19 protein-coding genes and 1 pseudogene are annotated in these 25,378 nt (G+C 72.2%); 11 read left to right on the plus strand and 9 right to left on the minus strand.

The annotated features are described in order from the left end of the window. Positions 1-1,025: pseudogene (locus ABD419_RS03235) on the minus strand (hypothetical protein); the annotation flags it as partial. 83 nt (positions 1,026-1,108) lie between these two features. Beyond that, positions 1,109-4,408, minus strand: a complete 3,300-nt coding sequence (locus ABD419_RS03240; protein WP_344481665.1) for a DUF4132 domain-containing protein — start codon at positions 4,406-4,408, stop codon at positions 1,109-1,111. A gap of 333 nt (positions 4,409-4,741) precedes the next feature. On the opposite strand from ABD419_RS03240, the gene ABD419_RS03245 reads away from it, so the two are divergent. After that, the gene (locus ABD419_RS03245) at positions 4,742-5,881 is read left to right on the plus strand and encodes an L-talarate/galactarate dehydratase (protein ID WP_344483406.1); all 1,140 of its coding nucleotides are present in this window, start codon (positions 4,742-4,744) and stop codon (positions 5,879-5,881) included. A 96-nt stretch (positions 5,882-5,977) separates the two neighbouring features. Beyond that, complete coding sequence (locus tag ABD419_RS03250) at positions 5,978-6,742, plus strand: IclR family transcriptional regulator (RefSeq protein WP_344481668.1); 765 nt, start codon at positions 5,978-5,980, stop codon at positions 6,740-6,742. Positions 6,743-6,744: 2 nt separating this feature from the next. Here ABD419_RS03250 and ABD419_RS03255 read toward each other — a convergent pair whose 3' ends face one another. From ABD419_RS03255 to kdgD, 6 genes are all read right to left on the minus strand, one after another. Further along, positions 6,745-8,256 (minus strand): tripartite tricarboxylate transporter permease, encoded by a 1,512-nt coding sequence (locus tag ABD419_RS03255; protein ID WP_344481670.1) that lies wholly within the window; start codon positions 8,254-8,256, stop codon positions 6,745-6,747. A 15-nt stretch (positions 8,257-8,271) separates the two neighbouring features. Further along, a complete protein-coding gene (locus tag ABD419_RS03260; protein WP_344481672.1) occupies positions 8,272-8,793 on the minus strand; it encodes a tripartite tricarboxylate transporter TctB family protein in 522 nt (173 codons plus the stop codon). Continuing rightward, positions 8,790-9,794, minus strand: coding sequence for a tripartite tricarboxylate transporter substrate binding protein (locus tag ABD419_RS03265; protein ID WP_344481674.1), 1,005 nt, complete (start codon positions 9,792-9,794; stop codon positions 8,790-8,792). The genes ABD419_RS03260 and ABD419_RS03265 overlap by 4 nt, the downstream gene beginning before the upstream one ends. Positions 9,795-9,860: 66 nt before the next feature. After that, positions 9,861-11,180, minus strand: coding sequence for a glucarate dehydratase (gene gudD, locus ABD419_RS03270; protein ID WP_344481676.1), 1,320 nt, complete (start codon positions 11,178-11,180; stop codon positions 9,861-9,863). Further along, on the minus strand, positions 11,177-12,583 hold the full coding sequence (locus ABD419_RS03275; RefSeq protein WP_344481679.1) for an aldehyde dehydrogenase (NADP(+)): 1,407 nt from the start codon (positions 12,581-12,583) through the stop codon (positions 11,177-11,179). Before ABD419_RS03275 ends, gudD begins: the two co-directional genes overlap by 4 nt. Next, the gene (gene kdgD, locus ABD419_RS03280) at positions 12,580-13,494 is read right to left on the minus strand and encodes a 5-dehydro-4-deoxyglucarate dehydratase (protein ID WP_344481681.1); all 915 of its coding nucleotides are present in this window, start codon (positions 13,492-13,494) and stop codon (positions 12,580-12,582) included. Before kdgD ends, ABD419_RS03275 begins: the two co-directional genes overlap by 4 nt. A gap of 100 nt (positions 13,495-13,594) precedes the next feature. On the opposite strand from kdgD, the gene ABD419_RS03285 reads away from it, so the two are divergent. The 3 genes from ABD419_RS03285 (at position 13,595) to ABD419_RS03295 (ending at position 15,869) form a co-directional block, all read left to right on the plus strand. Beyond that, on the plus strand, positions 13,595-14,482 hold the full coding sequence (locus ABD419_RS03285; protein ID WP_344481684.1) for a LysR family transcriptional regulator: 888 nt from the start codon (positions 13,595-13,597) through the stop codon (positions 14,480-14,482). A gap of 122 nt (positions 14,483-14,604) precedes the next feature. Then, positions 14,605-14,982, plus strand: coding sequence for a DUF2784 domain-containing protein (locus ABD419_RS03290; protein ID WP_344481687.1), 378 nt, complete (start codon positions 14,605-14,607; stop codon positions 14,980-14,982). Positions 14,983-15,152: 170 nt separating this feature from the next. Then, positions 15,153-15,869, plus strand: coding sequence for a polyamine aminopropyltransferase (locus ABD419_RS03295; RefSeq protein WP_344481689.1), 717 nt, complete (start codon positions 15,153-15,155; stop codon positions 15,867-15,869). 51 nt (positions 15,870-15,920) lie between these two features. Here the strand turns inward: ABD419_RS03295 and ABD419_RS03300 are convergent, their stop codons facing one another. Beyond that, a complete protein-coding gene (locus ABD419_RS03300) occupies positions 15,921-16,904 on the minus strand; it encodes a heme o synthase (RefSeq protein ID WP_344481692.1) in 984 nt (327 codons plus the stop codon). Positions 16,905-17,117: 213 nt separating this feature from the next. Between ABD419_RS03300 and tkt the strand changes: the two genes are divergently transcribed. The 6 genes from tkt (at position 17,118) to pgl (ending at position 25,227) form a co-directional block, all read left to right on the plus strand. After that, on the plus strand, positions 17,118-19,196 hold the full coding sequence (gene tkt, locus ABD419_RS03305) for a transketolase (RefSeq protein WP_344481694.1): 2,079 nt from the start codon (positions 17,118-17,120) through the stop codon (positions 19,194-19,196). 66 nt (positions 19,197-19,262) lie between these two features. Beyond that, positions 19,263-20,384 carry a transaldolase gene (tal, locus tag ABD419_RS03310; protein WP_344481696.1) on the plus strand — a complete coding sequence of 374 codons (1,122 nt, stop codon included), beginning with the start codon at positions 19,263-19,265 and terminating at the stop codon, positions 20,382-20,384. After that, positions 20,381-21,994, plus strand: a complete 1,614-nt coding sequence (locus tag ABD419_RS03315; protein ID WP_344481699.1) for a glucose-6-phosphate isomerase — start codon at positions 20,381-20,383, stop codon at positions 21,992-21,994. Before tal ends, ABD419_RS03315 begins: the two co-directional genes overlap by 4 nt. Continuing rightward, on the plus strand, positions 21,995-23,533 hold the full coding sequence (gene zwf / locus ABD419_RS03320) for a glucose-6-phosphate dehydrogenase (RefSeq protein ID WP_344481701.1): 1,539 nt from the start codon (positions 21,995-21,997) through the stop codon (positions 23,531-23,533). A gap of 12 nt (positions 23,534-23,545) precedes the next feature. Beyond that, positions 23,546-24,487 (plus strand): glucose-6-phosphate dehydrogenase assembly protein OpcA, encoded by a 942-nt coding sequence (locus ABD419_RS03325; protein WP_344481704.1) that lies wholly within the window; start codon positions 23,546-23,548, stop codon positions 24,485-24,487. After that, a complete protein-coding gene (pgl, locus tag ABD419_RS03330; RefSeq protein ID WP_344481706.1) occupies positions 24,484-25,227 on the plus strand; it encodes a 6-phosphogluconolactonase in 744 nt (247 codons plus the stop codon). The genes ABD419_RS03325 and pgl overlap by 4 nt, the downstream gene beginning before the upstream one ends. Positions 25,228-25,378: the final 151 nt, after the last annotated feature.

Consider the following 25,378-nt stretch of genomic DNA (forward strand, 5'->3'; position numbering starts at 1 on the left):
GCGTCGGCGACGGTGCGGAGGGCGGCGGCGGGGTTGCGGAGCGCGGCCTCGTCGGCGCCGTCGAGGTGGAGGAGCTCGTCGAGCCTGGCGACCAGGTAGGCCGCGGCCGCGTCGCCCGGGAGGAGTGCGATGGCCTTGACGAGGTGCCTTCGGGTGTCGGCGTTGACGAACCATTCTGATTCGCGGGTGGCGGCGAGGACCGGGAGGGCCGCGGTGCCGAGCGAGTCGGCGAGCGCCGCGATGCACTCGAGTTCGAGTTCGTAGGTCGCCATCTCGGTGATCCCCGCGGTGGCGAGGTGCTCGGGGTCCTCGACAGAGTGGTAGAGCACGCGGTCGGTGGCGGAGGAGGCGCGCATGCCGCCGTACTCGGCGCACGCCTCGGCGACCCAGTCGGTCTCGGTGGGCAGGAGGAGCATCGCGGCGAAGCGCTTGGCGGGATGGTCGCGGTGCTCGGCGGCGGCCGCGACGACCGCGGCGTACTCGTCGTCGGAGGCGGCGGCGAGGGTCGCGCGCACCTCGGCGGTGAAGCCGCTGTCGAGGTCGCGGTTGACGGTGAGGAAGTCGTACCAGGACGCCTGTGTGAGGTGCAGGTGGCTGAGCGGGGGCCGCACGCCCTCGGTGTACCAGCCGTGGAGCTGGATCGCGTACCGCTCGATCAAGGCCGCGATCGCCCACGGGAGGCCGTGCCTGGCGACCCACGCCTGGAACTCCAGGCGGGTCCACCAGTCGGCGGTGTGGGGGCCGACGTGGCGGAGCAGTTCGCCGACGGCGACGGCGCCGCGGAAATCGGGCTCGCCGGCGGCGAAGGCGTCGACGGACTCGCGGTGGCGCCGGTTCTTCTTCATGTGGAAGAGCTGCTGCAGCAGGTCGGCGTGGACCTCGAACTGCTCGGCGAGGAGGTCGGGGGCGTCGGGGTCGAACTCTATGGGTGTCCCGGTGCGTCTCCCTCTGCGCGGGAGGAGCTTCGCGGCCCAGGCCGCAGGGAGTTCGGGGCGGTCCGCGGGCGGCGCGGCGTGTGCGGTCATCAGGATCTTTCCAGCGTCCGGTGGGGGTGCCGCCCCGAGGATACGACCTCGGGGCGACGCCCCCGGCGATGAGTGGGCGGGGGTCAGGCGCGGCCGGTGAGGCGGGCCAGCGAGCCGAGGACCTCGGCGGCGGCGACCGCGTCGATGTCCTTGGGGAGCTTGCGGTCGGCGTCGTCCTTGTCGGACCACCAGTACCGCTCGTGGTCGGCGAGGCGGACCGCTTGGACGGTCTGCTCGGGGGTCTCGCCGATGGCGCCGACGTAGATCCCGGGGTCGAGGGAGACGGTGACGAATCCGCCGCCGGGGAGCGGGAACGCGATGCCCGGCTCGACGCCGCCGTCCTCGGGCGACGCGCGCCGCCAGCCGCGCTTGACCATGCCGAGGACCCGCCCGGCCTCCACTTTGGCCCCTTCGAAGCGGGTGAGGCGGCCGAACGCCAGCTCCTCCTCGGTGAAGGCCATGACGGGGCGGTCGAGCTGGTCGAAGGGCTGGAGGATCTCGTAGTCGGCGAGGATCTCGGCCCAGGCGCCGACCTGGTCCCCCAGGTGGACGGGGTGGGCGACGCGGATCGCGGCGTCCTCGGGCAGGTCGAAGGTCTCCTCCTCGACGTCGCTGAAGGAGCCGTCCTCGGCGATGCGGAAGCCGAACCGCTCCTCGCCGGCCTCGGCGGTCCAGACGAGGCGGCGCGCGAGGTGCCGGGTGAGCGCGTGCTCGACGAAGAATCGCCGGAACTCCGGCACGGTCCAGGTGCGGGTGCTCGTCATCGCCGCTTCGAGGCGCACGATCTGGTCGGACGCGACGGCCCGCAGCTCCTTCTTGAGTGCGGTGAAGCGCTGGTAGGCGGCGCCGGCGAGGTCGGGGTCGTCCTTCGCGCCGGGCTTGGGCAGGACCTTGCGGGGCTTGCCGGCCTCGTCGGTGACGAAGGGCTTGAGCGCCTCGTCGAAGCCGACGGTGAACGTGCGCGGCCCGTAGTCGAGGACGAGCGCGGCGGCCTCGCCGAGCCCGAAGTCCGGCACGAGCCGGTCGGCGAGCTGCTCGCGGGTGAGGCCGAGCTCGGCGGCGATGTGCGCGATCTGCCGGTTCGCCTCCTCCTTGAGCGCCTTGAACTTCACGCGGTCGGCGATGACCTGGATGGCGCGCAGGGCCTCCTCGGAGCCGATGGCGCCGAGCACGCCGAGGCCGGCGACGGCCCGCTTGTGCTGCGACTGGCCGGGCCATTCGCGGATGAGCGGGGCGAGCATCCACACCGTCTCGTCCTCGGCGAAGTGCCCGAGCTGCGTGAGCGCCCACGAGTCCTTCGGGGGCGAGCCGACCGAGATCCACAGCTGGAACAGCGCGCGGGCGAAGCGGGTGAGGGAGGCGCGGTCGCAGGTCTCGGCGACGACGTCGAGGCCCGGGTAGGGGTACTCGGGGCCCGCCAGCGCGATCACGGTGAGCAGGTGCGGCACCGACTCGGCGGGGAGGGCGCGGTCGCCGCCCTTGAGGAGGACCTGCGGGAGGAGGGCCGGGGAGGCCCAGGCGCCGGGCTTGGGGACCTTGACGCCGCGCGGTTCGAGCGGGTCGCCGGCGAGGAGGTCGGCGGTCGCGGCGGCCGCTTCGGGTCCGAAGGACTCGGCCCGCGCCGCGACGGCGTCGGCGCCGTGGCGCAGGGAGAGGTGGAGGAGCGCGGTCTCGGCGTACCGGCGGCGCTGCTTGTCGGCGCCGAGCGCGTCGGGCACGAGGTGCGGGACGGCGTCGAGGCCGTGGCGCTCGAACCACTTCGCGGCCGAGGCGCGGGCGGACTTGAGCCGGTCGAGGCGCTCGGCGGCGAGGCGGGCGGCGCGGGTGCTGAGGATCGGGCCGGGGAGGCGCTGGAACGTGTGGTCGTTCTCGGCGGAGGCGAGGGCGCGCTCGACGACGGGCTCGCCGAAGCGGGAGAGGATGCGCAGGACGGTGTACTCGTAGCCGGAGTAGCCGTGCTCGATCCACTGGCCGAGGAACCGCCTGGCCTTCTCGGGGTCGCCGTAGGCGAGGAAGGACTCGATGCGCCAGTCGAAGGTGTCGAGTGTGACGGCGGGGTCCTCCAGCTCCTTCCAGTAGCTGTCGTCGTCCATGTCCCACGAGTGGCTGAGTCCGCTCCACTCCTCCTGTTCGCCCGGGGCCCAGTGCAGCCGGACGCCGCCGGGGGCTTCGAGGCCGTCGATGACGACGGGGGTGCGCTTGGCGCGCTTGACGGTCCACGGCGGGGCGGTGAGGAGGGCGGGGAGGTCGGCGGTGTCGGCGTCGGGGGCGCGGCCGCTGCCGGCGAGGAGCGTCTCCAGGGCCTCGCGGTCGGCTTCGCCGAGGCGGTCGCGCTCGGCCTCGGGGATGAGGCCGCCGACGGCGACGAGGCGGAAGCGGGCGTCGCCGGTGGCGGTCGCGGCGAGCTTGAGCAGGAGGCGGAGGGCGCGCTGGGGGAAGCGCTGCACGGCGTCGGCGGCGGACTCGAACACGTGGGCTTCGCCGAGCTGCTTGAGCAGGTAGGTCATGGCGTCGTCGGTGGGGATCGCGGCGATGCCCCGGTAGAGGAGCTTCTTGAAGTCGATGGGCAGGTGCTGGGACTGCGCGAACGGCGAGGTGAGGATCGGGAGGGCGCCGGGGCCGAGGTTGGCGAGGAGGGCCGCGACGGTGCCGGTGTCGGTGTAGTACTCGTTGAGCGCGTCGATCCCGGCGGCCTCGATCTGCTCGGTGGTGCTGAGGGAGTGGAGGAAGAGGCGGTCGGTCCAGCCGTAGGAGCGCATCTGCGCGTACTCGGGCATGGTCTCGTCGACCCAGGCGGTCTCGTCGGGGAGCACGACCGCGGCGGCGACGCGCCGGATCGGGGTGTCGCGGAGCGGGCCGGTGAGGGCGACGGCCTCGGCGTAGTCCTCGTCGGAGAGGTCGGCGACGACCGAGCGGATCTCCGCGACGGCGCCCTGGTCGTGCTCGTGCATGATCGGGCTGTTGTAGTGGAGGTCGTTCTCGATGAGGACGCGGAACTCGTACCCGTTGCCGCCGTGGGAGTCGTGGCGGATGGAGAGCCGCACGACGGCGGCGGCGACCGCGAAGGGCCTCCCGTGCAGCCCGGCCCAGGCGTCGAACTCGGGGCGGAGCCACGACTTGTTGTGCCTGCTGTGGATGTCGCACATGAGCGCCCCGAGGACGGCGGCCCCGAGCGGGTCGGCCTTCCCGGCGATGAACGCCTCGGCCGCGTCGGCGAACTCGGCGTTCTCCTTGAGGGCGAGCGCGAGGCGGATCTTCTCGACCCGGTCCTCGATCTTGCGCCGCAGCTTCTCGGCCGCGTCCTCGGCGAGCACGACCGGCTTCCCGGCCCGCCGCCCGCGCCGCGACAGCGCCCGCGACGCCCAACCGGTGGGCAGGATCAACTGATCTTCCTGGGGTGCAACGTGATCGGCCATATCCGTCCTTCAAGCCTCGGGGGTGCGATGCCCCGAGACTAGGGTCCCGGTGCGACATCGCCCCGCGCCGACCGCCTCGAACAGGCGGCGGACTCGTGCGGCGCCGCTTCGGGACGCACTCCGGGCCCGTTCGCGTCTTGCGCGGGGCGGGCCCGTGGCTTATGCTCAGGCGGTCCCATTCATCGACACTGCGTCCCGTTCATCGGGACTGATGGGGAGCATCCCTTGAGCGAGTCCACGTTCCTCGACTTCACCAGCGCGACCGAGACGAGCGCCGCGAACGAGCGGCACTTCAGCGCGCTGGCGCGCGGGGAGGCGAGTACCGATCGGATCGAGTCGGTGCGGGTCTCGGCCGCGGTGCTGCCGCTCAAGGGGGCGATCAGCGACGCGAAGGTGCTCACGGGGCGGCAGAAGCCGCTGCGGGACGTGGCGTTCCTGTTCGCGGAGATCAGGACCGAGGCCGGGTTCGAGGGGGTGGGGTTCTCGTACTCGAAGCGCAAGGGCGGGGCGGGGCAGTTCGCGCACGCGTGCGAGGTCGCGCCGGACCTGATCGGCGAGGACCCGAGCGACATCCAGCGGATCTGGACGAAGCTGGTGTGGGCCGGGGCGTCGGTGGGGCGCAGCGGCCTCGCGACGCAGGCGGTCGCGGCGTTCGACATCGCGCTGTGGGACCTCAAAGCCAAGCGCGCGGGCCTGCCGCTCGCGAAGCTGCTGGGCGCGCACCGGGACTCGGTGGAGTGCTACAACACCTCCGGCGGGTTCCTGTCGTCGTCGATCGAGGAGGTCGTCGAGAACGCGCTGCGCACCGCGGAGGCCGGCATCGGCGGCGTCAAGATCAAGGTGGGGCAGCCGGACACGAAGCTCGACCTGCGGCGCGTGGCGGCCGTCAAGGAGGCGATCGGGGACCGGATCGACCTCATGGTGGACGCGAACCAGCAGTGGAACCGCAGCACCGCCGTGCGCATGGGCCGCGCGCTGGAGGAGTTCGACCTGACGTGGATCGAGGAGCCCCTCGACGCGTACGACGCCGAGGGCCACGCCGACCTCGCCCGCGAGCTCGCGACCCCGATCGCGACCGGCGAGATGCTCACCAGCGTCGCCGAGCACGCGAAACTGATCCGGCACCGCAGCGTCGACTTCATCCAGCCGGACGCCCCGCGCGTCGGCGGCATCACGCCGTTCCTGAAGATCATGGCGCTCGGCGAGGCCGCGAACCTGCGCATGGCCCCGCACTACGTCATGGAGCTGCACCTGCACCTGGCCGCCGCGTACGAGCACGACCCGTGGGTCGAGCACTTCGACTGGCTGGAGCCGCTGTTCAACGAGCGCCTGCAGACCGAGGGCGGGCGCATGGCCGTCCCCGCGCGCCCCGGCATCGGCGTGAGCCTGAGCGAGCAGGCCCGGGCCTGGACGACCGAGTCGGAGCGGTTCGGCGCCTGAGCGCGGACGGCCCGGCGGCCCGTCGGGGGCCCCGATTACGCTGGTGGGCACCCGGCGGGCCCCGGTACGCCGCCACGGACTGCGAAGGACCACGTCATGCCGCGCGCGGAGGCGCCCCCGAAAGGCTCGCTCGACCGGGCCCTGGAGATCTTCGAGATCCTGACCGTCCGCGGCAGGGCCACCACGGCCGAGCTCGTGGAGGCCGTGGGGGCCAGCCGCAGCGCGGTCTACCGGCTGGTCGAGCGGCTCCAGGCCGCCGAGTACCTGACGTCGAGCGACGGGGTCTGGCGGCTCGGGCCCGCGGCCGCGCGGATGGCGATGGCCGCCGTGCAGCACATGGACGTGTTCGCCGCCGCTCCCCCGCTCTTGCGCGACCTCGCGGCCGGGACCGGGGAGACCGTGAACCTCGGCGTCCTCAGCGGCGGCGAGATCGTGTTCGTGTTCCGGGAGCTGGGCCACCACACCGTGCAGGTGCGGTCCGAGCTCGGCGCGCGAAGGCCCCTGCACGCCACCGCGATCGGCAAGGCGTACCTGGCGGGGCTCGCTCCGGACCGGTGCGACGCGCTCGTCGCGGACCTGGTCCTGGAGCGGTTCACCGACGCGACGATCACCGACCCCGACGCGCTGCGCGAGGAGATCGCGGCGACGCGGGCGCGCGGCTGGTCGGAGGAGCGCGGGGAGTTCGACGCCGGGAGCACCTGCTTCGGCGCGCCCGTCTTCGAGCAGAGCGGCGGGGTGGCCGCCGCCGTCAGCATCGCCGGTCCCACCGCGCGGATCGCGGGCGAGGCCTTCGGGCCGCTCGTGGCCGAGGCGGCCGGGATCGTGTCCCGCCGGCTCGGCCACGTGCGGCCCGAAGGCTGAGTTCACTCCGCCGCGGCCCGTTCCGCCGCGGCCGTCTGGCGCGAGCGCACGCTCCGCAGGAGCGGGACGACGACCGCGGTGAGCACCAGGATCGCGACCAGCGTGCCCGAGACGGGGCGCTGCACGAACTCGGTGACGTCGCCGCCGAACAGGCGCATCGAGCGCCGGAACGAGGCCTCCAGCAGCGATCCGAGGACGAACGCGAGCACGAACGGCCCCGGCTCGAACCCGAGCTTGCGCATCCCGTACCCCAGCAGGCCGAGGCCGACGACCAGCAGCATGTCGAAGGCGTTGTTACGGATCGAGTAGACGCCGAGCATCGTGATGACCACGGTGAGCGGCGCGAGGACGCCCGGGCGGACCCGGAGCATCCGCACGAACACCCCGATGAGCGGGATGCTCAGCGCCAGCAGGAGCAGGTTCCCCACGTACATCGAGTTGACGACGCCCCAGAACACGTCCGGGTGCTCGGTCATCAGGCCCGGCCCGGGCGTGATGCCCTGGAGCATCAAGGCGCCGAACAGGACGGCCATCGTCGCGTTCGCCGGGATGCCCAGCGTCAGCAGCGGGATGAACGAGGACGTCGCCGCCGCGTTGTTCGCCGACTCCGGCCCGGCCACGCCTTCGACGGCGCCCTTGCCGAACCGCGACGGGTCCTTCGCGACCCGCTTCTCGACGGCGTACGACACCAGCGACGACATGGTCGCGCCCCCGCCCGGCAGGATGCCGAGCACGAAGCCCGTCACCGAGCCGCGCAGGATCGCCATCCGCGAGCGGAGCCAGTGCAGCCGGCTCGGGATCGCCCGCCCGAAGGCGGGCACGGCCGGCTGCGGCCGGTCGCGGTGCTCCAGGTTGTACAGGATCTCCCCGACCCCGAAGAGCCCCATGGCGACGATGGTGAAGTCGATGCCGTCGGCGAGCTGGTCGGTGCCGAAGGTGAACCGCGGTGTGCCGAGCAGCGGGTCGAGGCCCACCGTGGCGATGAGCAGGCCGAGCGCCGCGGCCGCGGCGCTCTTCCAGAGCGACCCGGAGCCCAGGGTGCCGACCAGGAAGATCCCGATGAGCGCCAGCACCGTGTACTCGGCCGGTCCGAACGCCAGCGCGACCCCCGCGAGGGCGGGCGCGATGAACGTCAGCAGCAGGATCGAGGCGGTGCCGCCGATGAACGAGGCGATCGCGGCGACGCCGAGCGCGGGCCCGGCCTCGCCCCGGCGCGCCAGGGCGTGCCCGTCGAGCGCGGTGACCACTGTGGACGCTTCGCCGGGCATCCGCAGCAGCACCGAGGTGATGGTGCCGCCGTACTGGGCGCCGTAGAAGATCCCCGCGAGCATGATGACCGCGGCCGTCGGTTCGAGGGTGTACGTGATCGGCAGCAGGATCGCGATCGTCGCGGCCGGACCGAGGCCCGGGAGCACGCCGATGAGCATCCCCACGGTGACGCCGATGAGGCAGAACAGGAGGTTCTGCGGCTCGAACGCCACCGAGAAGCCGGAGAGCACGGAAGAGAAGTCCATGGTGGAGGCTCCGGCCTAGAAGGCGATGATGTGCGGCAGCGGCACACCGAGGCCGAGGATGAACAGGGCGTAGGCGACGGCGGTGGCGACGACCGCGATCACCGCGCTCGACAGCCACGACTCGCGCCCGAGGAACCGCAGCCACGCGAACAGCAGCAGCAGCGTCGGGACCTCGAAGCCGACGACCTCGAACAGCGAGGCGTAGACCGCGAGCGCGCCCGCGGCGCACAGGACGGCGAAGGCGCCCTTGGTGAACGCCTCGGTGCCGTGGTGCGCCTTCGCGGTCGCGGCGATGATCGCGATGCCGACGCCGCAGGCGACGAGCAGCCCGGCCACGATGAGGGGCCACAGCCCCGGCCCGGGGTCGGTCAGGCTCCCGATCCGCAGCCCGAACGCGAGCCAGGCCGCGAACGCGCCGATCGCGACGGGCAGCACGCCGGCCACGACGGCCTGCACGCGGCCGCCGGGGCGCGCCTCCTCGAACGCCTCCTCCTCGGGCGCTTCAGGTTCGGTACCGGCCATGACCGCCTCGCTCATGAACCGTCACCGAGTTGGAGGCCCGCGTCCTCGGCGAGCGCCGCGTACTGCGCCGCGGCCTCCGAGAGGTGGGTCTTCGCCTCGAGGTTGTCGACCTCCCAGCGGTCCATGAAGTTGTCCTGGAGGAACTGGCCGTACTCCGCGGACTCCTTGGCCTCCTCGAAGGCGAGCGAGAGCACGCCGGCGACCTCGTCGTCCACCGCCGCGGGGGCGACGATGAAGCGGCGCTGGTCGACGACGACGTCGTACCCGGCCTCGACCGCGGTCGGGACGTCGTTGAGGAACGGGCTGCGCTCCTCGGAGAACACGGCGATGGGGCGGAGCTCGCCGGCCTCGATCTGCGGCATGGTCTCCGCCAGGGACGCCGACACCGCGTCGACCTCCTGGCCGAGCAGCGCGGTGACCGCGGAGGCGCCGCCATCGAACGGGACGTCAATGGCGTCGACGCCGGCGCCGACGAACAGCAGCTGCGCCGACAGCTGCGAGCCGGTGCCCACACCGGTGGTCGCGTAGTTCACCGAAGGCGCGGCGAGCAGGTCGTCCAGGGTCTCGTAAGCCGAGTCGGCGTGGACGACGAGCACGTACGCCTCGTTGGTGAGCGTCGTGATGATGCGGAAGTCCTCGATCACGACGGCGTCGGGGTCCTCGACCGCGAGCGGCGTGATCGCGAACAGGGACTTGACGGCGAGGGAGATCGTGTAGCCGTCGGCGTCGCCCGCGAGCAGCTCCTTGAGGCCGACGGCGCCGTTCGCGCCGGGCTTGTTGGTGACGGGCAGTGACTCGCCGAGGGTCTCCTCGGCGGCCTTGGCGAGCGCGCGGCTGACCAGGTCGCCCGACCCGCCCGGGTCGAAGGGGACCCAGAAGTCGACGGCTCTGGTCGGGAAGTCCGCCGCGGCGGCGTCGGCGCCGCCTTGGACGCCGTTGCAGGCGGTCAGGGCGACCACCGGCGTCGCGGCGATGCCGGCGAGCATGCCGCGGCGGGTGAAGGGGCGGGGGTTCATCTCTCGACTCCTCATTGAGTGTGCGGGTTCCTCGGGACCGGGGTCCCGGATCGTGGGGACGGGTGGTCAGGCCAGGCAGGGGCGTTTCGGGTCGAAGGCCCAGCCGGGGACCAGGTACTGCATGGCCGCGGCGTCGTCGCGCGCGCCGAGGCCGTGTGCCAGGTACAGGTCGTGCGCCGCCTCGACCTGGTCGAGGTCGAGTTCGACGCCGAGTCCGGGCGCGTCCGGGACGGCGATCTCGCCGTCGCGGATCTGGAAGGGCGCCTTGGTGAGGCGCTGGCCGTCCTGCCAGATCCAGTGGGTGTCGATCGCGGTGATCTCGCCGGGGGCGGCCGCGGCGGCGTGGGTGAACATCGCCAGCGACACGTCGAAGTGGTTGTTGGAGTGGGAGCCCCAGGTGAGGCCCCACGCCTCGCAGAGCTGGGCGACGCGCACCGAGCCGGACAGGGTCCAGAAGTGCGGGTCGGCGAGGGGGATGTCGACGGCGCCGGCGCGCACGGCGTGGCCGAGTTCGCGCCAGTCGCAGGCGATCATGTTCGTGGCCGTGGGCATCCCGGTGGCGCGGCGGAACTCGGCCATGACCTCGCGGCCGGAGTAGCCGTCCTCGGCGCCGCACGGGTCCTCGGCGTAGGCCAAGACGCCGTTCAGGTTCCGGCACAGGGCGATCGCGTCGTTCAGGGCCCATGCGCCGTTGGGGTCCAGCGTGATCCGCGCGTCGGGGAACCGCTCGGCGAGCGCGGTGACGGCGGCGGCCTCCTCGCGGCCGGGCAGCACGCCGCCCTTGAGCTTGAAGTCGCGGAACCCGTAGCGGGCGCGGGCGGCCTCGGCGAGGGCGACGACGGCCTCGGGGGTGAGGGCCTCCTGGTCGCGCAGGCGGAACCAGGCGTCGTCGGCGGTGTCGTCGCCGCGGTACGGGAGGTCGGTCTTGTGCCGGTCGCCGATGTAGAACAGGTAGCCGAGGACGGGGACGCGGTCGCGCTGGACGCCGTCGCCGAGGAGGGCGGCGGCGGGCACGCCGAGGTGCTTGCCGAGGAGGTCCAGGAGCGCGGCTTCGAGGGCGGTGCGGGCGTGGACCTCGACGCGCTGGTCGAAGGTCTGGCGGCCGCGCCCGGCGGCGTCGCGGTCGGCGAAGCGGCGGCGCACCTCGGTGAGGACCGCGTTCCAGGCGCCGATCGGGCGGCCGACGACGAGGTCGCGGGCGTCCTCCAGGGTCTGGGCGATGGCGCTCCCGCCGGGGACCTCGCCGACGCCGGTGGCCCCGGAGTCGTCGGTGAGGATCACCAGGTTGCGGGTGAAGAACGGCGCGTGGGCGCCGGAGAGGTTGAGCAGCATGGAGTCCCGTCCGGCGACGGGGACGACGCGGAGGCCGGTGACGACGGGGGTCATGCGCGCTTCAGCTCCCGGGGCAGCAGGTCGTCGGGCAGGTCCTGGTAGGCGACGGGGCGCAGGAACCGGTCGATCGCGAGGGTGCCGACGGAGGTCGAGCGGGCGTCGCTGGTGGCGGGGAAGGGCCCGCCGTGGACGGTGGCGGGGCCGACCTCGACGCCGGTGGGCCAGCCGCCGTGGACGATGCGACCGGCGAGGAGTTCGAGGCGCGGCAGGAGGCGCGCGGCCTCGCCCAGGTCACCGGGTCCGGTGTGGAGGGTGGCGGTGAGCTGGCCTTCGAGGACGTCGATGAGGCGGTGGGTCTCGGCCTCGCTCTCGGCGGTGACGATGAGGGAGGTCGCGCCGAAGACCTCGTCTCGCACCACGGGCTCGGCGAGGAACGCGGCGGCGTCGGCGCGGTAGAGCGCGGGGGCGGGGTCGCCGGTGCCGCGGGCGAGCGGTTCGACGCCGGGGACCTGTTCGAGGCGGTCGCGGCCGGCTTCGTAGGCGGCGCGGATGCCGTCGGTGAGCATCGGCTGCGCGGCCGTGGCGGCGAACGCGTCGGCCGCGGCCTTGAGGAACGCGTCGAGTCCGGTCCCGGTGCGGGCGAACACGAGTCCGGGGTTGGTGCAGAACTGGCCGGAGCCGAGGACTGCGGAGCCGGCGAAGCCGCGGGCCAGGTCCTCGGGAGCGTCGGCGAGCGCGCCGGGCAGCAGGAACACCGGGTTGACGCTCGACATCTCGGCGTACACGGGGATCGGCACGGGCCGGGCGGCGGCGGTCGCGGCGATGGCGAGCCCGGCGGCGCGCGAACCGGTGAAGGCGACGGCCTTGATCCCCGGGTGGGCCACGAGCGCCTGGCCGAGGGTGCGGCCGGGGCCGAACAGGAGCGTGAACACGCCGGCGGGCAGGTCGAGCGCGGCGACGGCGTCGCCGATGACGCCGCCGACGAGGCGCGAGGTGTCCGGGTGGGCCTCATGGGCCTTGACGACGACGGGCGCGCCCGCGGCGAGCGCGGCGGCGGTGTCGCCGCCGGCGGCGGAGAACGCGAGCGGGAAGTTGCTGGCGCCGAAGACGGCGACGGGCCCGAGCGGGACGTGGCGCAGCCGCAGGTCGGGGCGGGGCAGCGGGGCGCGGTCGGGGTCGCCGGGCGCGATGCGCGGCCGGTTCCAGTCCGGGCCTTCGAGAAGGCGCGCGAACATTCGCAGCTGGTTCGCGGTGCGGCCCTGTTCGGAGCGGGCGCGGGCGAGCGGGAGGCTCGTCTCGCGGTGGACGACCGCGGCGAGGTCCTCGCCGAGGCCCTCGATCCCGGCGGCGATCGCGTCCAGGAGCGCGGCGCGCACGGCCGGCGGGGTCTCCCGGTAAGGGCCGAAGGCGGCGGTCGCGGCCTCGACGGCGGTGTCGACCTCGGGGAACTCGCTCATTTCACGGTCTCCACGAGTGCGGCGAGCGCGGCGAACTCGTCGTCGCGCAGTTCGGTCAGGGGCGGGCGGACGGGTCCCGCGGGGCGGCCGACGGCGCGCATCCCGGCCTTGACGATCGAGACGGCGTAGCCCCGGCCGAGGTTGCGCACGTCCAGGTAGGGCAGCACGAACTCGCGCAGGCGCCGGTAGACCTCGCCGGTGTCCCCGGCGCGCACGTCGTCGTAGAACGCGAGCGCGAACTCGGGGACGAAGTTGAAGATCGCCGAGGAGTAGGTGGTGACGCCGAGCTGGAGGTACGGGAGCGCGAAGGTCTCGGCGGTGGGGAGGCCGCCGATGTAGAGGAGGCGGTCGCCGACGGTCGCGTACAGGCGGGTCATGAACTCGATGTCGCCGACGCCGTCCTTGAAGCCGATGAAGTTCGGGCAGGCGTCGGCGAGGCGGCGCACGGTGTCGACGTCGTAGGCGGCGTTCGCGCGGTGGTAGACGATGACGCCCAGGGAGGTCGCGTCGCAGACGGCCTTGGCGTGGGCGAGGAGCCCGTCCTGACCGGCCTCGGTGAGATAGGGCGGGAACAGGAGGATCGCGTCGGCGCCGGCGGCCTCGGCGTCGCGGGCGAACGCGGTCGCCTGCGCGGTGCCGAGCCCGGCGGGGGCGACGATCGGGACGGCGCCGGCGGACTCGTCGACGGCGGCGCGCACGACCCGCGCGGTCTCCTCGGCGGTGAGGGAGAAGAACTCGCCGGTGCCGCCCGCGGCGAACAGCCCGGCCGCCGGGAAGGACGCCAGGTGGGCCAGGTGCCCGCGGTAGGCCTCCTCGTCGAACGACAGGTCGTCGCGGAAGTGGGTCACCGGGAAGGACAGCAGTCCGGAGCCGAGGGCCGTCTGGATCTCCGCGGGGGCGAATCGGGTCATTCGGGGGGAACTCCTGTGGTCGTAGGGATGGACAGTACCCTAGGAGCCTTCGTTGATACCCGTCAAACACCGTTTGGACATAGGGCGATACCTTGAAGGTATGAGCGATGGCGGATACACCCTCGACCAGTTGCGCGGCTTCGTGGCGGTCGCCGAGGAGGGCCACTTCGGGCGGGCGGCGGTGCGGCTGCACATGACGCAGCCGCCGCTGAGCCGCCAGGTCCAGCGCCTGGAGCGCACGATCGGGTTCGCGCTGTTCACCCGCAGCTCCACCGGCGCCGACCTCACCCCGGCGGGGCGGGTGTTCCTGGAGGAGGCCCGCCGGCTCCTCACGGCCGCGGACATCGCGCCGCTGCGGGCGCGGCGCGTCGCGGCGGGCACGGCCGGGACGATCCGGATCGGCTTCACCGCGGTCTCGGCGCTGACGGTCCTCGGCGAGTGGATCAAGACCGCCGCCGCCGAGCTGCCCGAGGTCGACCTCGTCCTCAGCGAGATGGTCACCCACGCGCAGCTGGACGCGCTCCTCGCCGGGGAGCTGGAGGTGGGCCTGGTCCGGCAGGTCCCCCGCTCCGAGATCCTCGACTCGCGCCTGGTCGCGACGGACTCCCTGGTCCTGGCCGCGCCGCGCGACCACCCGCTGGCGCGCCTGGACAAGTGGCCGTCGCTCGCCGACGTCGGCGAGCACGACGTGGTGACCTACTCCCCCTCCGAGGCCTGGTACTTCTACGAGCTGGTGGTGGCCGCGTTCCAGCACGCCCGCGTCAAGCCGCGGTACGTCCAGCACATCAGCCAGGTCCACACCGTGGCCGCGGTCGTCAACGCCGGGCTCGGCGTGGCCCTCGTCCCCAGCTCGGCCGCGACCCTGAGCCTCCCGAACCTGGTGTTCCGCGAGATCGCGGACATGCCGCGCGACACCGTGGAGCTGTTCTGCACCTGGCGCACCACCCACGACAACCCGGCGCTGTCCGCGCTCCTGGCGCGGGTCTGACCGATTCGGACGGTGGTGTAGCACCCGGTCCCGTTGGGAATCCTCGGGAATGACACCACCCCGGTCGCCGTGAGAGCATGGAATCACGGGGTCGTAGCCGACGCTGCACACGGAGTCACTCCATGGTCTACCGCATCCTGGCCGACATCACGATGACGGTCCACTTCCTGTTCCTCGCGTACGTGGTCCTGGGCGGGTTCATCGCGTGGCGCTGGCCCCGGACCTGGTTCGTCCACGCCGCGGTCGCGGTCTACGGGACCTTCAACGGCATCCTCCGCTTCGTCTGCCCCCTCACCCCGCTCGAGCACCACCTGCGCCTGCGGGCGGGCCAGAGCGGCCTCGAACCCGCCGGGTTCGTCGACACCTACCTCAACGACGTCGTCTACCCGACCGAGCTGTGGCCCGAGGTCCAGCTGTGCGCGGCCGCGGTCGTGGCGGTCTCGTGGATCGGCCTGGCGGTGCGGCTCCGGCGCAGGCGCACGGCCGAAGTCGCGTCGTAGGGCGCGTCCGGTCCCCAGGTGTTCGGTGGCGTGCCGCAGTGTGCGCCAGGTCCCCGGGTGTTCGACGGCGTTCCGCTGCATGCGCCCGGTCCCCCACCTAGGGCGCCGCCGGATCACGCGGCCGCAGCCCCGCGCGGAACATGAGGATGCGGACGCGGTTCGATTGACCGATGAGCATTCGATTCGAGGTCCTCGACTCCCGCCCCTCCGCCATGGGCGAGATCAGCCTGCGCCGCCGGTACGACGAGGAGGCGGGCGCCGAGGTCTACGAGGTCAAGCTGGGCGAGGAGTACCTCATGTCCAGCCTGTTCCCCGTCGCCGAGATCGAGCTCGCGCGCCTGGGTCTGGCCCGGACCCCCGGCACCGGACTCGACGTGATCGTCGGCGGACTCGGCCTCGGGTACACCGCCCAGGCGGCCCTGGAGGACACCCGCCTCAGAGCGGTCACCGTCGTCGAGTACTCCGAGGCCGTCATCGACTGGCACCGCAAGGAGCTGATCCCCGACACCGAGGGCCTGGCCGCCGATCCGCTCGTCCACCTGCTCAAGAGCGACTTCTTCGCCGCGGCCATGGGCGACGGCAGTTTCCACCCGGGCGAGCCCGACCGCCGCTACGACGCGATCCTCCTCGACATCGACCACACCCCCCGGCACGTGCTCCACGAGCCGCACACCGCGTTCTACACCGTCGAGGGCCTGCGCGGCGCGGCCGCCAAGCTCCGCGAGGGCGGCTGCTTCGCGATGTGGTCCGACGACCCGGCCGACGACGAATTCATGGCGGCCCTCGCCGAGGTCTTCACCGACGTCGAGAACCGCGAGATCTGGTTCGACAACCCGTACACCGGCGGCCAGTCCTCGAACTCCGTCTACCTGGCGACCAAGGCCTGAACGCGGAGGGGGCGGGTGATCCGGTGGATCACCCGCCCCCTCGCGCAGGGCCTACATGATGAAGGAGTCGACCGCCAGCGCCAGGAACAGCAGCGTCAGGTAGCTGGTCGACCAGTGGAACAGCCGCATCGGCTTGGGGTCCTCGCCGCGGTTGACGCGGCCGAGGAGCTTGTGGCACTCCCACACGAACATGCCGCCGGCGACTACGGCGACCGAGCCGTAGAGCCAGGTCGCGCCGAGCGGCACGGCGACGAGGGAGACGGCGAGCATCGCCCAGCCGTAGGCGACTGACTCGATCGCGACGCGGCGGGCGGGGGCGACGACGGGGAGCATCGGGATGCCCGCGGCGGCGTAGTCGTCCTTGAACTTCATCGCGAGCACGTAGAAGTGCGGCGGCTGCCAGAGGAAGACCACGGCGAACAGGACCCAGGCCATCCAGGACATGTGCCCGGTGACCGCGGCCCAGCCGATGAGCACGGGGGCCGCGCCGCAGGCACCGCCCCACACCGTGTTGTACGGGGTGGTCCGCTTGAGCCAGATCGTGTAGACGACGTCGTAGTAGACGATCGCGCCGAAGGTGAGGAGCGCGGCGAGCCAGTTGACGAGGAGGCCCATGCCGAGGACCGCGACCGCGCCGATGACGAGCCCGAAGATGAGGGCGTTGCGCGGCGGGATCTGGTGCTTGGCGAGGGGGCGCCGCGAGGTGCGGGCCATGAGCTGGTCGATGTCGCGGTCGATGTAGCAGTTGATCGCGTTCGCCGACCCGGCGGCGAGCGCGCCGCCGATGAGGGTGGCGAGGACGGCGGTCAGCGACGGGAGCGCGTCGAACTCCATCCGCGCGGCCACGAGCATCGCGGGGATGGTCGTGATGAGGAGCAGCTCCACGATCCGCGGCTTCGTCAGGGAGACGTAGGCGCCGATGAGGGTGCGCAGGCCCGGCCGGGCCGCTTCGGCGGCTTCGGGATCGGGCAGTTCGATTCGCTTGCGGGCGGGCCGGGGGTGGTCGGCGACGGCCTGGGTCGGGTCCTCGTTCATCACCGCCCACAGTACGGGCGGTGAGGTTGTGACCCGGCCGCGGGTCACGGCCTGCTAGCAGGCGCTTTCCAATGCGAGACTAGCTCGTGGGCGGGTTCACAACGAGCGGAATTCCGCCTCCCGAGAGAGTGCGCATAAAGTTCACCCCGTGTAGGTAGGGTCAGAAGACACACGTCACAGGCCCAAATAAGACGAGTACCAAGGAGTATCGCAGTGGCACAGTTCGAGTGGACCGAGCTCGACCGGAAAGCGGTCGACACGGCGCGACTGCTCGCCGCCGACGCGGTCGAGAAGGCGGGCAACGGGCACCCCGGCACCGCCATGAGCCTCGCCCCGGTCGCGCACACGTTGTTCCAGAAGGTCATGCGCCACGACCCGAGCGACCCCCACTGGGAGGGCCGGGACCGGTTCGTGCTCTCGTGCGGCCACTCGAGCCTGACGCTGTACGTGCAGCTGTACCTGTCCGGGTACGGCCTCGAACTGGACGACCTCAAGAACCTGCGCCAGTGGGGCTCGCTGACCCCGGGCCACCCCGAGGTGGGCCACACCGCCGGCGTCGAGACCACCACCGGTCCGCTCGGCCAGGGCCTGGCCACCGCGGTCGGCATGGCGATGGCGGCCCGCCGCGAGCGCGGCCTGTTCGACCCCGAGCCCGCGGTCGGCGAGAGCCTGTTCGACCACTTCGTCTACGTGATCGCCTCCGACGGCGACATCGAGGAGGGCGTCACGCACGAGGCCTCCTCGATCGCGGGCGTGCAGGAGCTGGGCAACCTCGTCGTCGTCTACGACGACAACGAGATCTCCATCGAGGACGACACGAAGATCGCCCTCGGCGAGGACGTCGCCAAGCGCTACGAAGCCTACGGCTGGCACGTGCAGGACGTGGACTGGCGCCACGGCGACGAGTACAAGGAGGACCCGAAGGCCCTCTTCCACGCCATCGAGAAGGCGAAGGCCGTCACCGACAAGCCCTCGCTGATCCGCCTGAAGACCATCATCGGCTGGCCCGCCCCGAAGAAGCAGAACTCGTACGCCGCGCACGGCTCCGCGCTCGGCGCCGACGAGATCGCCGCGACCAAGGAGATCCTCGGCTTCCCCTCCGACCAGTCCTTCCACGTCTCGGACGAGGTCCTGGCCCACACGCGCGGCGCCGTCGAGCGCGGCCGCGAGCACCACTCCGCGTGGCGCGCCGACTTCAACGACTGGGCCGCCGCGAACCCCGAGCGCAAGGCGCTGCACGAGCGCCTGTGGGCGGGCGAGTTCCCCGAGGGCTTCGAGGACGCGTTCCCCGAGTTCGAGCCGTCCGCCAAGGGCGTCGCGACCCGGTCCGCCTCCGGCAAGGTCCTCTCGGCGCTCGCGCCGGTCCTCCCCGAGCTGTGGGGCGGCTCCGCCGACCTCGCCGGCTCGAACAACACCACGATGGACGGCGAGCCGTCGTTCCTGCCGCTGTCGCGCCAGACCAAGGCGTACCCGGGCAACCCGTACGGCCGGACCCTCCACTTCGGCATCCGCGAGTTCGCGATGGGCACGATCCTCAACGGCATCAAGCTCCACGGCCCGACCCGCCCGTACGGCGGCACGTTCCTCGTGTTCTCCGACTACATGCGCGGCGCGGTGCGCCTGGCGGCCCTCATGAAGACCCCGGTCGTGTACGTGTGGACGCACGACTCGATCGGCCTCGGCGAGGACGGCCCGACCCACCAGCCGGTCGAGCACCTCGCGGCCCTGCGCGCGATCCCGGGCCTGGACGTCATCCGCCCCGGCGACGCGAACGAGACCGCCGTGGTCTGGAAGACGCTGCTCGGCAAGACCGACCGCCCGGCCGCGCTCGCGCTGACCCGCCAGAACATCCCGGTGTGGGACCGCTCGAAGTACGGCTCGGCCGAGGGCGCCGCGAAGGGCGCGTACACGCTGCTCGACACCGAGGGCGCGCCCGACGTGATCCTGCTCGGCTCCGGCTCCGAGGTCCAGCTGGCCGTCGAGGCCGCCGAGACCCTCGCCGGCGAGGGCGTCAAGGCCCGCGTCGTGTCCGTCCCGTCCATCGAGTGGTTCGAGGAGCAGGACGAGGAGTACAAGGAGTCGGTGCTGCCGAAGGCCGTCAAGGCCCGCGTCTCGGTCGAGGCCGGCATCGCCCTGTCCTGGCGGGGCCTGGTGGGTGACGCGGGAGTCAGCGTCTCCCTGGAACACTTCGGTGCGTCCGCGCCGTTCGAGAAGTTGTACGAGGAGTTCGGGATCACCGCCGCCGCCGTGGCGGACGCGGCCCGCGCCTCCATCAAGAAGGCACAGCAGTAATACAACTGAGTACAACTGAACTGAAGCAGCGGATCATTAACTAGCTTGAACAGCTGGAGGAAACCGATGAGCGCGAACGAGAACCTCGCGGGCCTGTCGGCCGCCGGAGTGTCGGTCTGGCTCGACGACATCTCGCGCGACCGCCTGGAGACGGGCAACCTGAAGGAACTCATCGCCGAGGCGTCCGTCTCGGGCGTCACGTCGAACCCGTCAATCTTCGCCGCCGCCATCACCAAGGGCAGCGGCTACGACGAGCAGATCGCCGACCTGGCGGTCCGCAGAGTGAGCGTCGACGAGGCCGCTCGCGCCATCACCACCTTCGACATCCGCTGGGCCGCGGACGTCCTGGCCCCGGTCTTCGAGACGACCGGGGGCCAGGACGGCCGCGTCTCCATCGAGGTCGACCCGCGGCTGGCCCACGACACCAAGGCGACGATCGCCGAGGCCAAGGCCCTGTGGTGGGCCGTCGACCGGCCCAACACCCTCATCAAGATCCCGGCCACCGAGGCCGGACTCCCCGCCATCACCGCCGCGATCAGCGCCGGCATCAGCGTGAACGTGACGCTGATCTTCTCCCTCGCCCGCTACCGCGGGGTCATGGACGCCTACATGGCGGGCCTGGAGGGCGCCAAGGCCGCCGGCCACGACCTGTCCCGGATCCACTCGGTCGCCTCGTTCTTCGTGTCCCGCGTGGACTCCGAGATCGACAAGCGGCTCGACGGGATCGGCACCGACGAGGCCAAGGCCCTCAAGGGCAAGGCCGCCGTCGCCAACGCGCGCCTCGCGTACCAGGAGTTCGAGAACGCCTTCGCGTCCCCGCGCTGGGAGGCGCTCGCGCGGGCCGGGGCCGTCCCGCAGCGTCCGCTGTGGGCCTCCACCTCGGTGAAGAACCCCGACTACCGGGACGTCCTCTACGTGGAGGACCTCATCGCCCCCGGCACGGTCAACACCATGCCCGAGGGCACCATCCACGACTTCGCCGACCACGGCGAGGTCGAGTCCGACACCATCCGCCCGTTCTACGCGGACGCGGCCACCGTGATGCTCCAGCTGGAGCGCGTCGGGATCGACTACGCCGACGTCGTCCGCGTCCTGGAGGACGAGGGCGTGGAGAAGTTCATCACCAGCTGGAACCAGCTGCTGGAGCAGATCGAGTCCAAGCTCGAGACGAGCGGAGCACAGAAGTGAGCGAGCCCATGGGCAAGATGGAAGCCGCCGGCGGCCTCGCCGTCACCACCGGCGTCGACGTGAACGCCGCCGTCGACCGGCTCAAGGCCGACGACGTCCCCGCGCGGGTCGCCGCCAAGGACGCCACCCTGTGGGGTCCCGAGGCCGAGGCCGAAGCCGCGATCCGGCTGGGCTGGGTCGACACCTTCGTGCAGTCGAAGGAGCTCGTCGAGCCCCTCGCGAAGCTGCGCGCCGACTTCGCCGAGCAGGGCATCGACCACATCGCCCTCGCGGGCATGGGCGGCTCCTCGCTCGCCCCCGAGGTCATCTCCCGCACCCTGGACCTGGGCATCAGCATCCTCGACACCACCGACCCCGGCCAGATCGTGGCCGAGCTCGGCGAGGCGTCCCTGCGCCGCACCGCCGTCGTGGTGTCGTCCAAGTCCGGGTCCACCGTCGAGACCGACTCCCAGCGCCGCGCCTTCGAGGCCGCGTTCAAGGGCGTCGGCGTCGAGGACTCCGCGAAGCGGTTCGTGTTCGTCACCGACCCCGGCTCCGCGCTCGAGAAGCTCGCGAACGAGCAGGGCTCGCACCTGTTCCTCGCCGACGCGAACGTCGGCGGCCGCTACTCGGCGCTGACCGCGTTCGGGCTCGTCCCGACCGCGCTCGCGGGCGCCGACGTCGCCGAGCTGATCGAGCAGGCCGAGGAGTTCGCGACGACCATTCAGAGCGAGGGCGACAACCCGGCCCTCGTGCTCGGCGCGGTCATCGCGGCGAAGCCGACGATCACCATCGCCGACGACGGCACCGGCGTCGTGGGCCTGGGCGACTGGGCCGAGCAGCTCATCGCCGAGTCCCTCGGCAAGGACGGCAAGGGCACGCTCCCGGTCGTCCTCGAAGGACCGGCCGCCGCGGGCGCCGGCGGCGCCGACCGCGTGTACGCCACCGTCGGCGGCTCCTCCACGGGCCTGCCGACCGGCTCGGCCCTGGCGATGCCCGACGTCGTGGTGAACGGCCCCCTCGGGGCGCAGTTCCTCGCGTGGGAGCTCGCGACCGCGTACGCCGGCTACCTGATCGGGATCGACCCGTTCAACCAGCCGAACGTGACCGAGTCCAAGGAGAACACCAACCGCATCCTCGCCGACGGCCTCCCCGAGGAGCGCCCGCACGCCGTGGACGGCGCGGTGGAGATCTACGGCTCGCACGCCGACACCGTCGCGGGCGCGCTCGGCGAGGTGCTCACCAACGCCGACCGCGAGGACGCGTACATCGCGGTCCTGGCCTACCTGGACCGGATCGACGACGCCGCGGTCGCGGGGCTCCGCGCCGAGCTGGCCGAGCGCACCGGCGCCCCGGTCACCTGGGGCTGGGGCCCGCGGTTCCTGCACTCGACCGGCCAGTTCCACAAGGGCGGCCGCCAGACCGGCGTGTTCGTGCAGCTCACCGGCGAGGTCGGCGAGGACCTGGTCATCCCGGGCCGCGACTACACGTTCGCCGGGCTCCAGGCCGCGCAGGCCGCCGGGGACCGCCAGGCCCTCGAGTCGCGCGAGCGCCCGCTCGTGCGCTTCCACCTGACCGACCGCAAGCACGGGATCAACCAGCTCCTGCACGCCGTCAGGGAGCTGAGCTAGATGAACGCCGAAGCCCTGCCCTCCAACCCGCTCCGCGACCCGGCCGACCGGCGGCTGCCGCGCATCCCCGAGCCGTGCGCTCTGGTGATCTTCGGCGTCACCGGCGACCTCGCGAAGAAGAAGCTCATCCCGGCGGTCTACGACCTCGCCAACCGGGGCCTCCTCCCGGCGTCCTTCGTCATCGTCGGGTTCGCCCGCCGCGACTGGGGCGACGAGACGTTCGAGGAGATGTCCCGCGAGGCGGCCAAGGCCCACGCGCGCACCCCGTGGCGCGAAGAGGTCTGGGCCCGCCTGGCCGGCAACTTCAAGTTCGTGCCCGGCGCGTTCGACGACGACGAGGCCTTCGACCGCCTCGACGCCACGGTCGACGAGCTGCGCATCACGCACGGCATCGTCGGCAACGCCGCGATGTACTTCTCGATCCCGCCGATGGCGTTCCCGCTGGTGCTCAAGCAGCTCAAGCGGACCGGCATGTCCGACAACCGCCAGGACGGCGGCGGCTGGCGCCGCGTCGTGGTCGAGAAGCCCTTCGGCGAGGACCGCGAGTCCGCGAAGGCCCTGAACACCCTCGTCGACGAGGTGTTCACCGCCGAGGACGTGTTCCGCATCGACCACTACCTCGGCAAGGAGACGGTGCAGAACATCTTCGCGCTGCGCTTCGCGAACGCCATGTTCGAGCCGATCTGGAACTCCAACTACGTCGACCACGTGCAGATCACGATGGCCGAGGACGTCGGCATCGGCACCCGCGCCGGGTTCTACGACGACAACGGCGCCGCCCGCGACGTCCTCCAGAACCACGTGCTCCAGCTCCTCGCGATCGCCGCGATGGAGCAGCCCAACGGGTTCGAGGCCGAGGAGATCCGCACCGAGAAGCTGAAGGTCCTGCGGGCCATCAAGCTCCATGACGACCTCGAGTCGACCGCGATCCGCGGCCAGTACACCGACGGCTGGGTGCAGGGGCGCCCCGTGCAGGGCTACCTGTCGGAGGAGAACATCCCGCAGGCGTCGACCACGGAGACGTACGCGGCGGTGCAGCTCGGCATCCAGAACCGGCGCTGGAACGGCGTGCCGTTCTACCTGCGCACCGGCAAGCGGCTCCCCAAGCGGGTCACCGAGATCGCGGTGGTCTTCAAGGAGGCGCCGCACATGCCGTTCGCCGACTACGACACCAAGACGCTCGGCAACAACCAGCTCGTGATCCGCGTGCAGCCCGACGAGGGCATCACTGTGAAGTTCGGCTCGAAGGTGCCGGGCACGGGCATGGAGCTGCGGGACATCTCGATGGGCTTCGGCTACGGCGAGACGTTCACCGAGTCGAGCCCCGAGGCGTACGAGCGGCTCATCCTGGACGTGCTCCTGGGCGACAAGACGCTGTTCCCGGACGCGCAGGAAGTGGACGCGTCCTGGGCGGTCATCGACCCGCTCGAGGAGTACTGGAAGTCCACGAAGCCCGAACCGTACGAGTCCGGGACCTGGGGCCCCGCGGGGGCCGACCTGATGCTGCAATCGTCCGGCCGCCGCTGGCGCCGGGCGTAGAAGGGTCCTGACATGCATTTGAAGGACACCACCACCGGCGACATCATGAAGGCCCTGGAGAAGCTCCTCCACGAGACCGGCGGCGGCGCCTCCGGTCTGGCCCTCAACCTGGTCGCCCTGACCACCGAGGACGAGCGCGAAGAGGTCGAGAAGGCCTCCTCGTTCGCCGCGCAGGAGCACCCGTACCGGCTGATCCTGGCGATCCCCCGGGACGTCGACGCCGCCGAGCCGCGGATCGACGCCGAGGTGACCGTGGGCGACCGCCTCGGGTCCGCCGAGGCGATCATCCTGCGCCTCGACGGCCCGGCCGCCGCGCACCTGACCTCGATCGTGCTGCCGATGCTCGCGCCGGACGTCCCGGTCGTGACCTGGTGGCTGCTCGACCCGGTCCGCTACGGCCTGGAGCACGAGCTGCGCTCGTTCGCCGACCGCCGCATCACCTACTCGGCCCGCGCGGCCGACCCGGTGCAGTCGCTGTTCCGCCGGGCGGAGTCATACGCGGCCGGCGACACCGACATCTGCTGGACCCGCATCAGCCTGTGGCGCTCGCTCATCGCCAGCGCCTTCGACGGGGTCACGCAGTCGGTCGACTCGATCACCATCAAGGCCGACGACGGCGACCCGTCCGCGCAGCTCATGGCCGCGTGGCTGCACACGCGCCTGGGCGTCGCGCCCGACGTGGTCGACACCGAGGTCGAGCGCAACTCCGAGCACCTCCCGGCGATCGCCTCCGTGGCGTTCACGATGTCGGGCGGGGAGACGATGGAGGTCGAGCGCCAGGCCGACGGGACCACGGTCCTGCGCCAGGCGGGGCTGCCCAAGCGCCGCCAGACGCTCCAGGGCCGGACCCTCGGGCAGCTGCTCGCCGAAGAGCTGCGGCACATCGACCCGGATACCGCGTACCGGAAGGTCCTGGACACGTTCCAGGAGCAGTACGCGGGGAGCCGGGCATGAGCCGCTCCGGTGCCGTGATCGTCCACGAGGGCGCCGAGGTCCTGGCCGAGGCGGTCGCGTCGCGGCTGATCAACCGGCTGGCCGACGCGCAGGCGCAGCGGGGCGAGGCCTCGATCGTGCTCACGGGCGGCCGGATCGCGGCGAAGGTGTACCAGTACGTGCTGGAGTCGCCGATCCGCAGCGTCGTGGACTGGTCGAAGGTCGACTTCTGGTGGGGCGACGAGCGGTTCCTGCCGTCCGGCGACCCCGAGCGGAACGAGACGCAGGCCCGCGCGGCGTTCCTGGACCGCATCCTGCTCGATCCCGAGCGGGTGCACCCGATGGCGGCCTCCGACGTGGTGGACACGCCCGAGGAGGCGGCGGCACTGTACGCGGCCGAGCTGGAGACCGCCGCCGGCGGCTCCGGGGTGCCCGCGTTCGACCTGCTGCTCCTGGGGATCGGCGAGGACGGCCACGTCGCGTCGCTGTTCCCGGGCAACCCGGCCCTGGACGCCGACGGCGCGGCGGTGGGAGTGCGCGAGGCCCCGAAGCCGCCGCCGGAGCGCGTCTCGCTGACGATGTCGGCACTCAACTCCGCGACGGCGGCGTGGATCATCGCCTCGGGTGCGGGCAAGGCCGAGGCCGTCGACGAGGCCCTGTCGAAGCGCGAGCTTCCCGCGGGCCGGGTCGAGGCGGCGGGCCACACGCGGTGGCTGGTCGACAAGGACGCCGCGGCGAACCTGAAGCACCTGGAGTTCTGAACGCACGCGTGAGGGCCCGGATCATTCGATCCGGGCCCTCGGTGTTCTCGTGGCCGCCTGGTGGGGCGCGGTGCGGCGCCGGGTGGTGGGACCCGTGTCGGCCGCGTGCCTGCGCCCGTTCACCCAACCATGTGAAGGGCGGTTCCGGGAT

It is taken from the genome of Glycomyces endophyticus (assembly GCF_039531525.1).
Classification (GTDB): Bacteria; Actinomycetota; Actinomycetes; order Mycobacteriales; family Micromonosporaceae; genus Glycomyces; species Glycomyces endophyticus.

Excerpts from the sequence above, each read along its gene's own strand:
- ABD419_RS03250 (WP_344481668.1), top strand. The coding sequence starts at position 5,978 with ATGCCGCGCGCGGAGGCGCCCCCGAAAGGCTCGCTCGACCGGGCCCTG.
- ABD419_RS03255 (WP_344481670.1), bottom strand. The coding sequence starts at position 8,256 with ATGGACTTCTCTTCCGTGCTCTCCGGCTTCTCGGTGGCGTTCGAGCCG.
- ABD419_RS03260 (WP_344481672.1), bottom strand. The coding sequence starts at position 8,793 with ATGAGCGAGGCGGTCATGGCCGGTACCGAACCTGAAGCGCCCGAGGAG.
- ABD419_RS03265 (WP_344481674.1), bottom strand. The coding sequence starts at position 9,794 with ATGAACCCCCGCCCCTTCACCCGCCGCGGCATGCTCGCCGGCATCGCC.
- gudD (WP_344481676.1), bottom strand. The coding sequence starts at position 11,180 with ATGACCCCCGTCGTCACCGGCCTCCGCGTCGTCCCCGTCGCCGGACGG.
- ABD419_RS03275 (WP_344481679.1), bottom strand. The coding sequence starts at position 12,583 with ATGAGCGAGTTCCCCGAGGTCGACACCGCCGTCGAGGCCGCGACCGCC.
- kdgD (WP_344481681.1), bottom strand. The coding sequence starts at position 13,494 with ATGACCCGATTCGCCCCCGCGGAGATCCAGACGGCCCTCGGCTCCGGA.
- ABD419_RS03285 (WP_344481684.1), top strand. The coding sequence starts at position 13,595 with ATGAGCGATGGCGGATACACCCTCGACCAGTTGCGCGGCTTCGTGGCG.
- ABD419_RS03290 (WP_344481687.1), top strand. The coding sequence starts at position 14,605 with ATGGTCTACCGCATCCTGGCCGACATCACGATGACGGTCCACTTCCTG.
- ABD419_RS03295 (WP_344481689.1), top strand. The coding sequence starts at position 15,153 with ATGAGCATTCGATTCGAGGTCCTCGACTCCCGCCCCTCCGCCATGGGC.
- ABD419_RS03300 (WP_344481692.1), bottom strand. The coding sequence starts at position 16,904 with ATGAACGAGGACCCGACCCAGGCCGTCGCCGACCACCCCCGGCCCGCC.
- tal (WP_344481696.1), top strand. The coding sequence starts at position 19,263 with ATGAGCGCGAACGAGAACCTCGCGGGCCTGTCGGCCGCCGGAGTGTCG.
- zwf (WP_344481701.1), top strand. The coding sequence starts at position 21,995 with ATGAACGCCGAAGCCCTGCCCTCCAACCCGCTCCGCGACCCGGCCGAC.
- ABD419_RS03325 (WP_344481704.1), top strand. The coding sequence starts at position 23,546 with ATGCATTTGAAGGACACCACCACCGGCGACATCATGAAGGCCCTGGAG.
- pgl (WP_344481706.1), top strand. The coding sequence starts at position 24,484 with ATGAGCCGCTCCGGTGCCGTGATCGTCCACGAGGGCGCCGAGGTCCTG.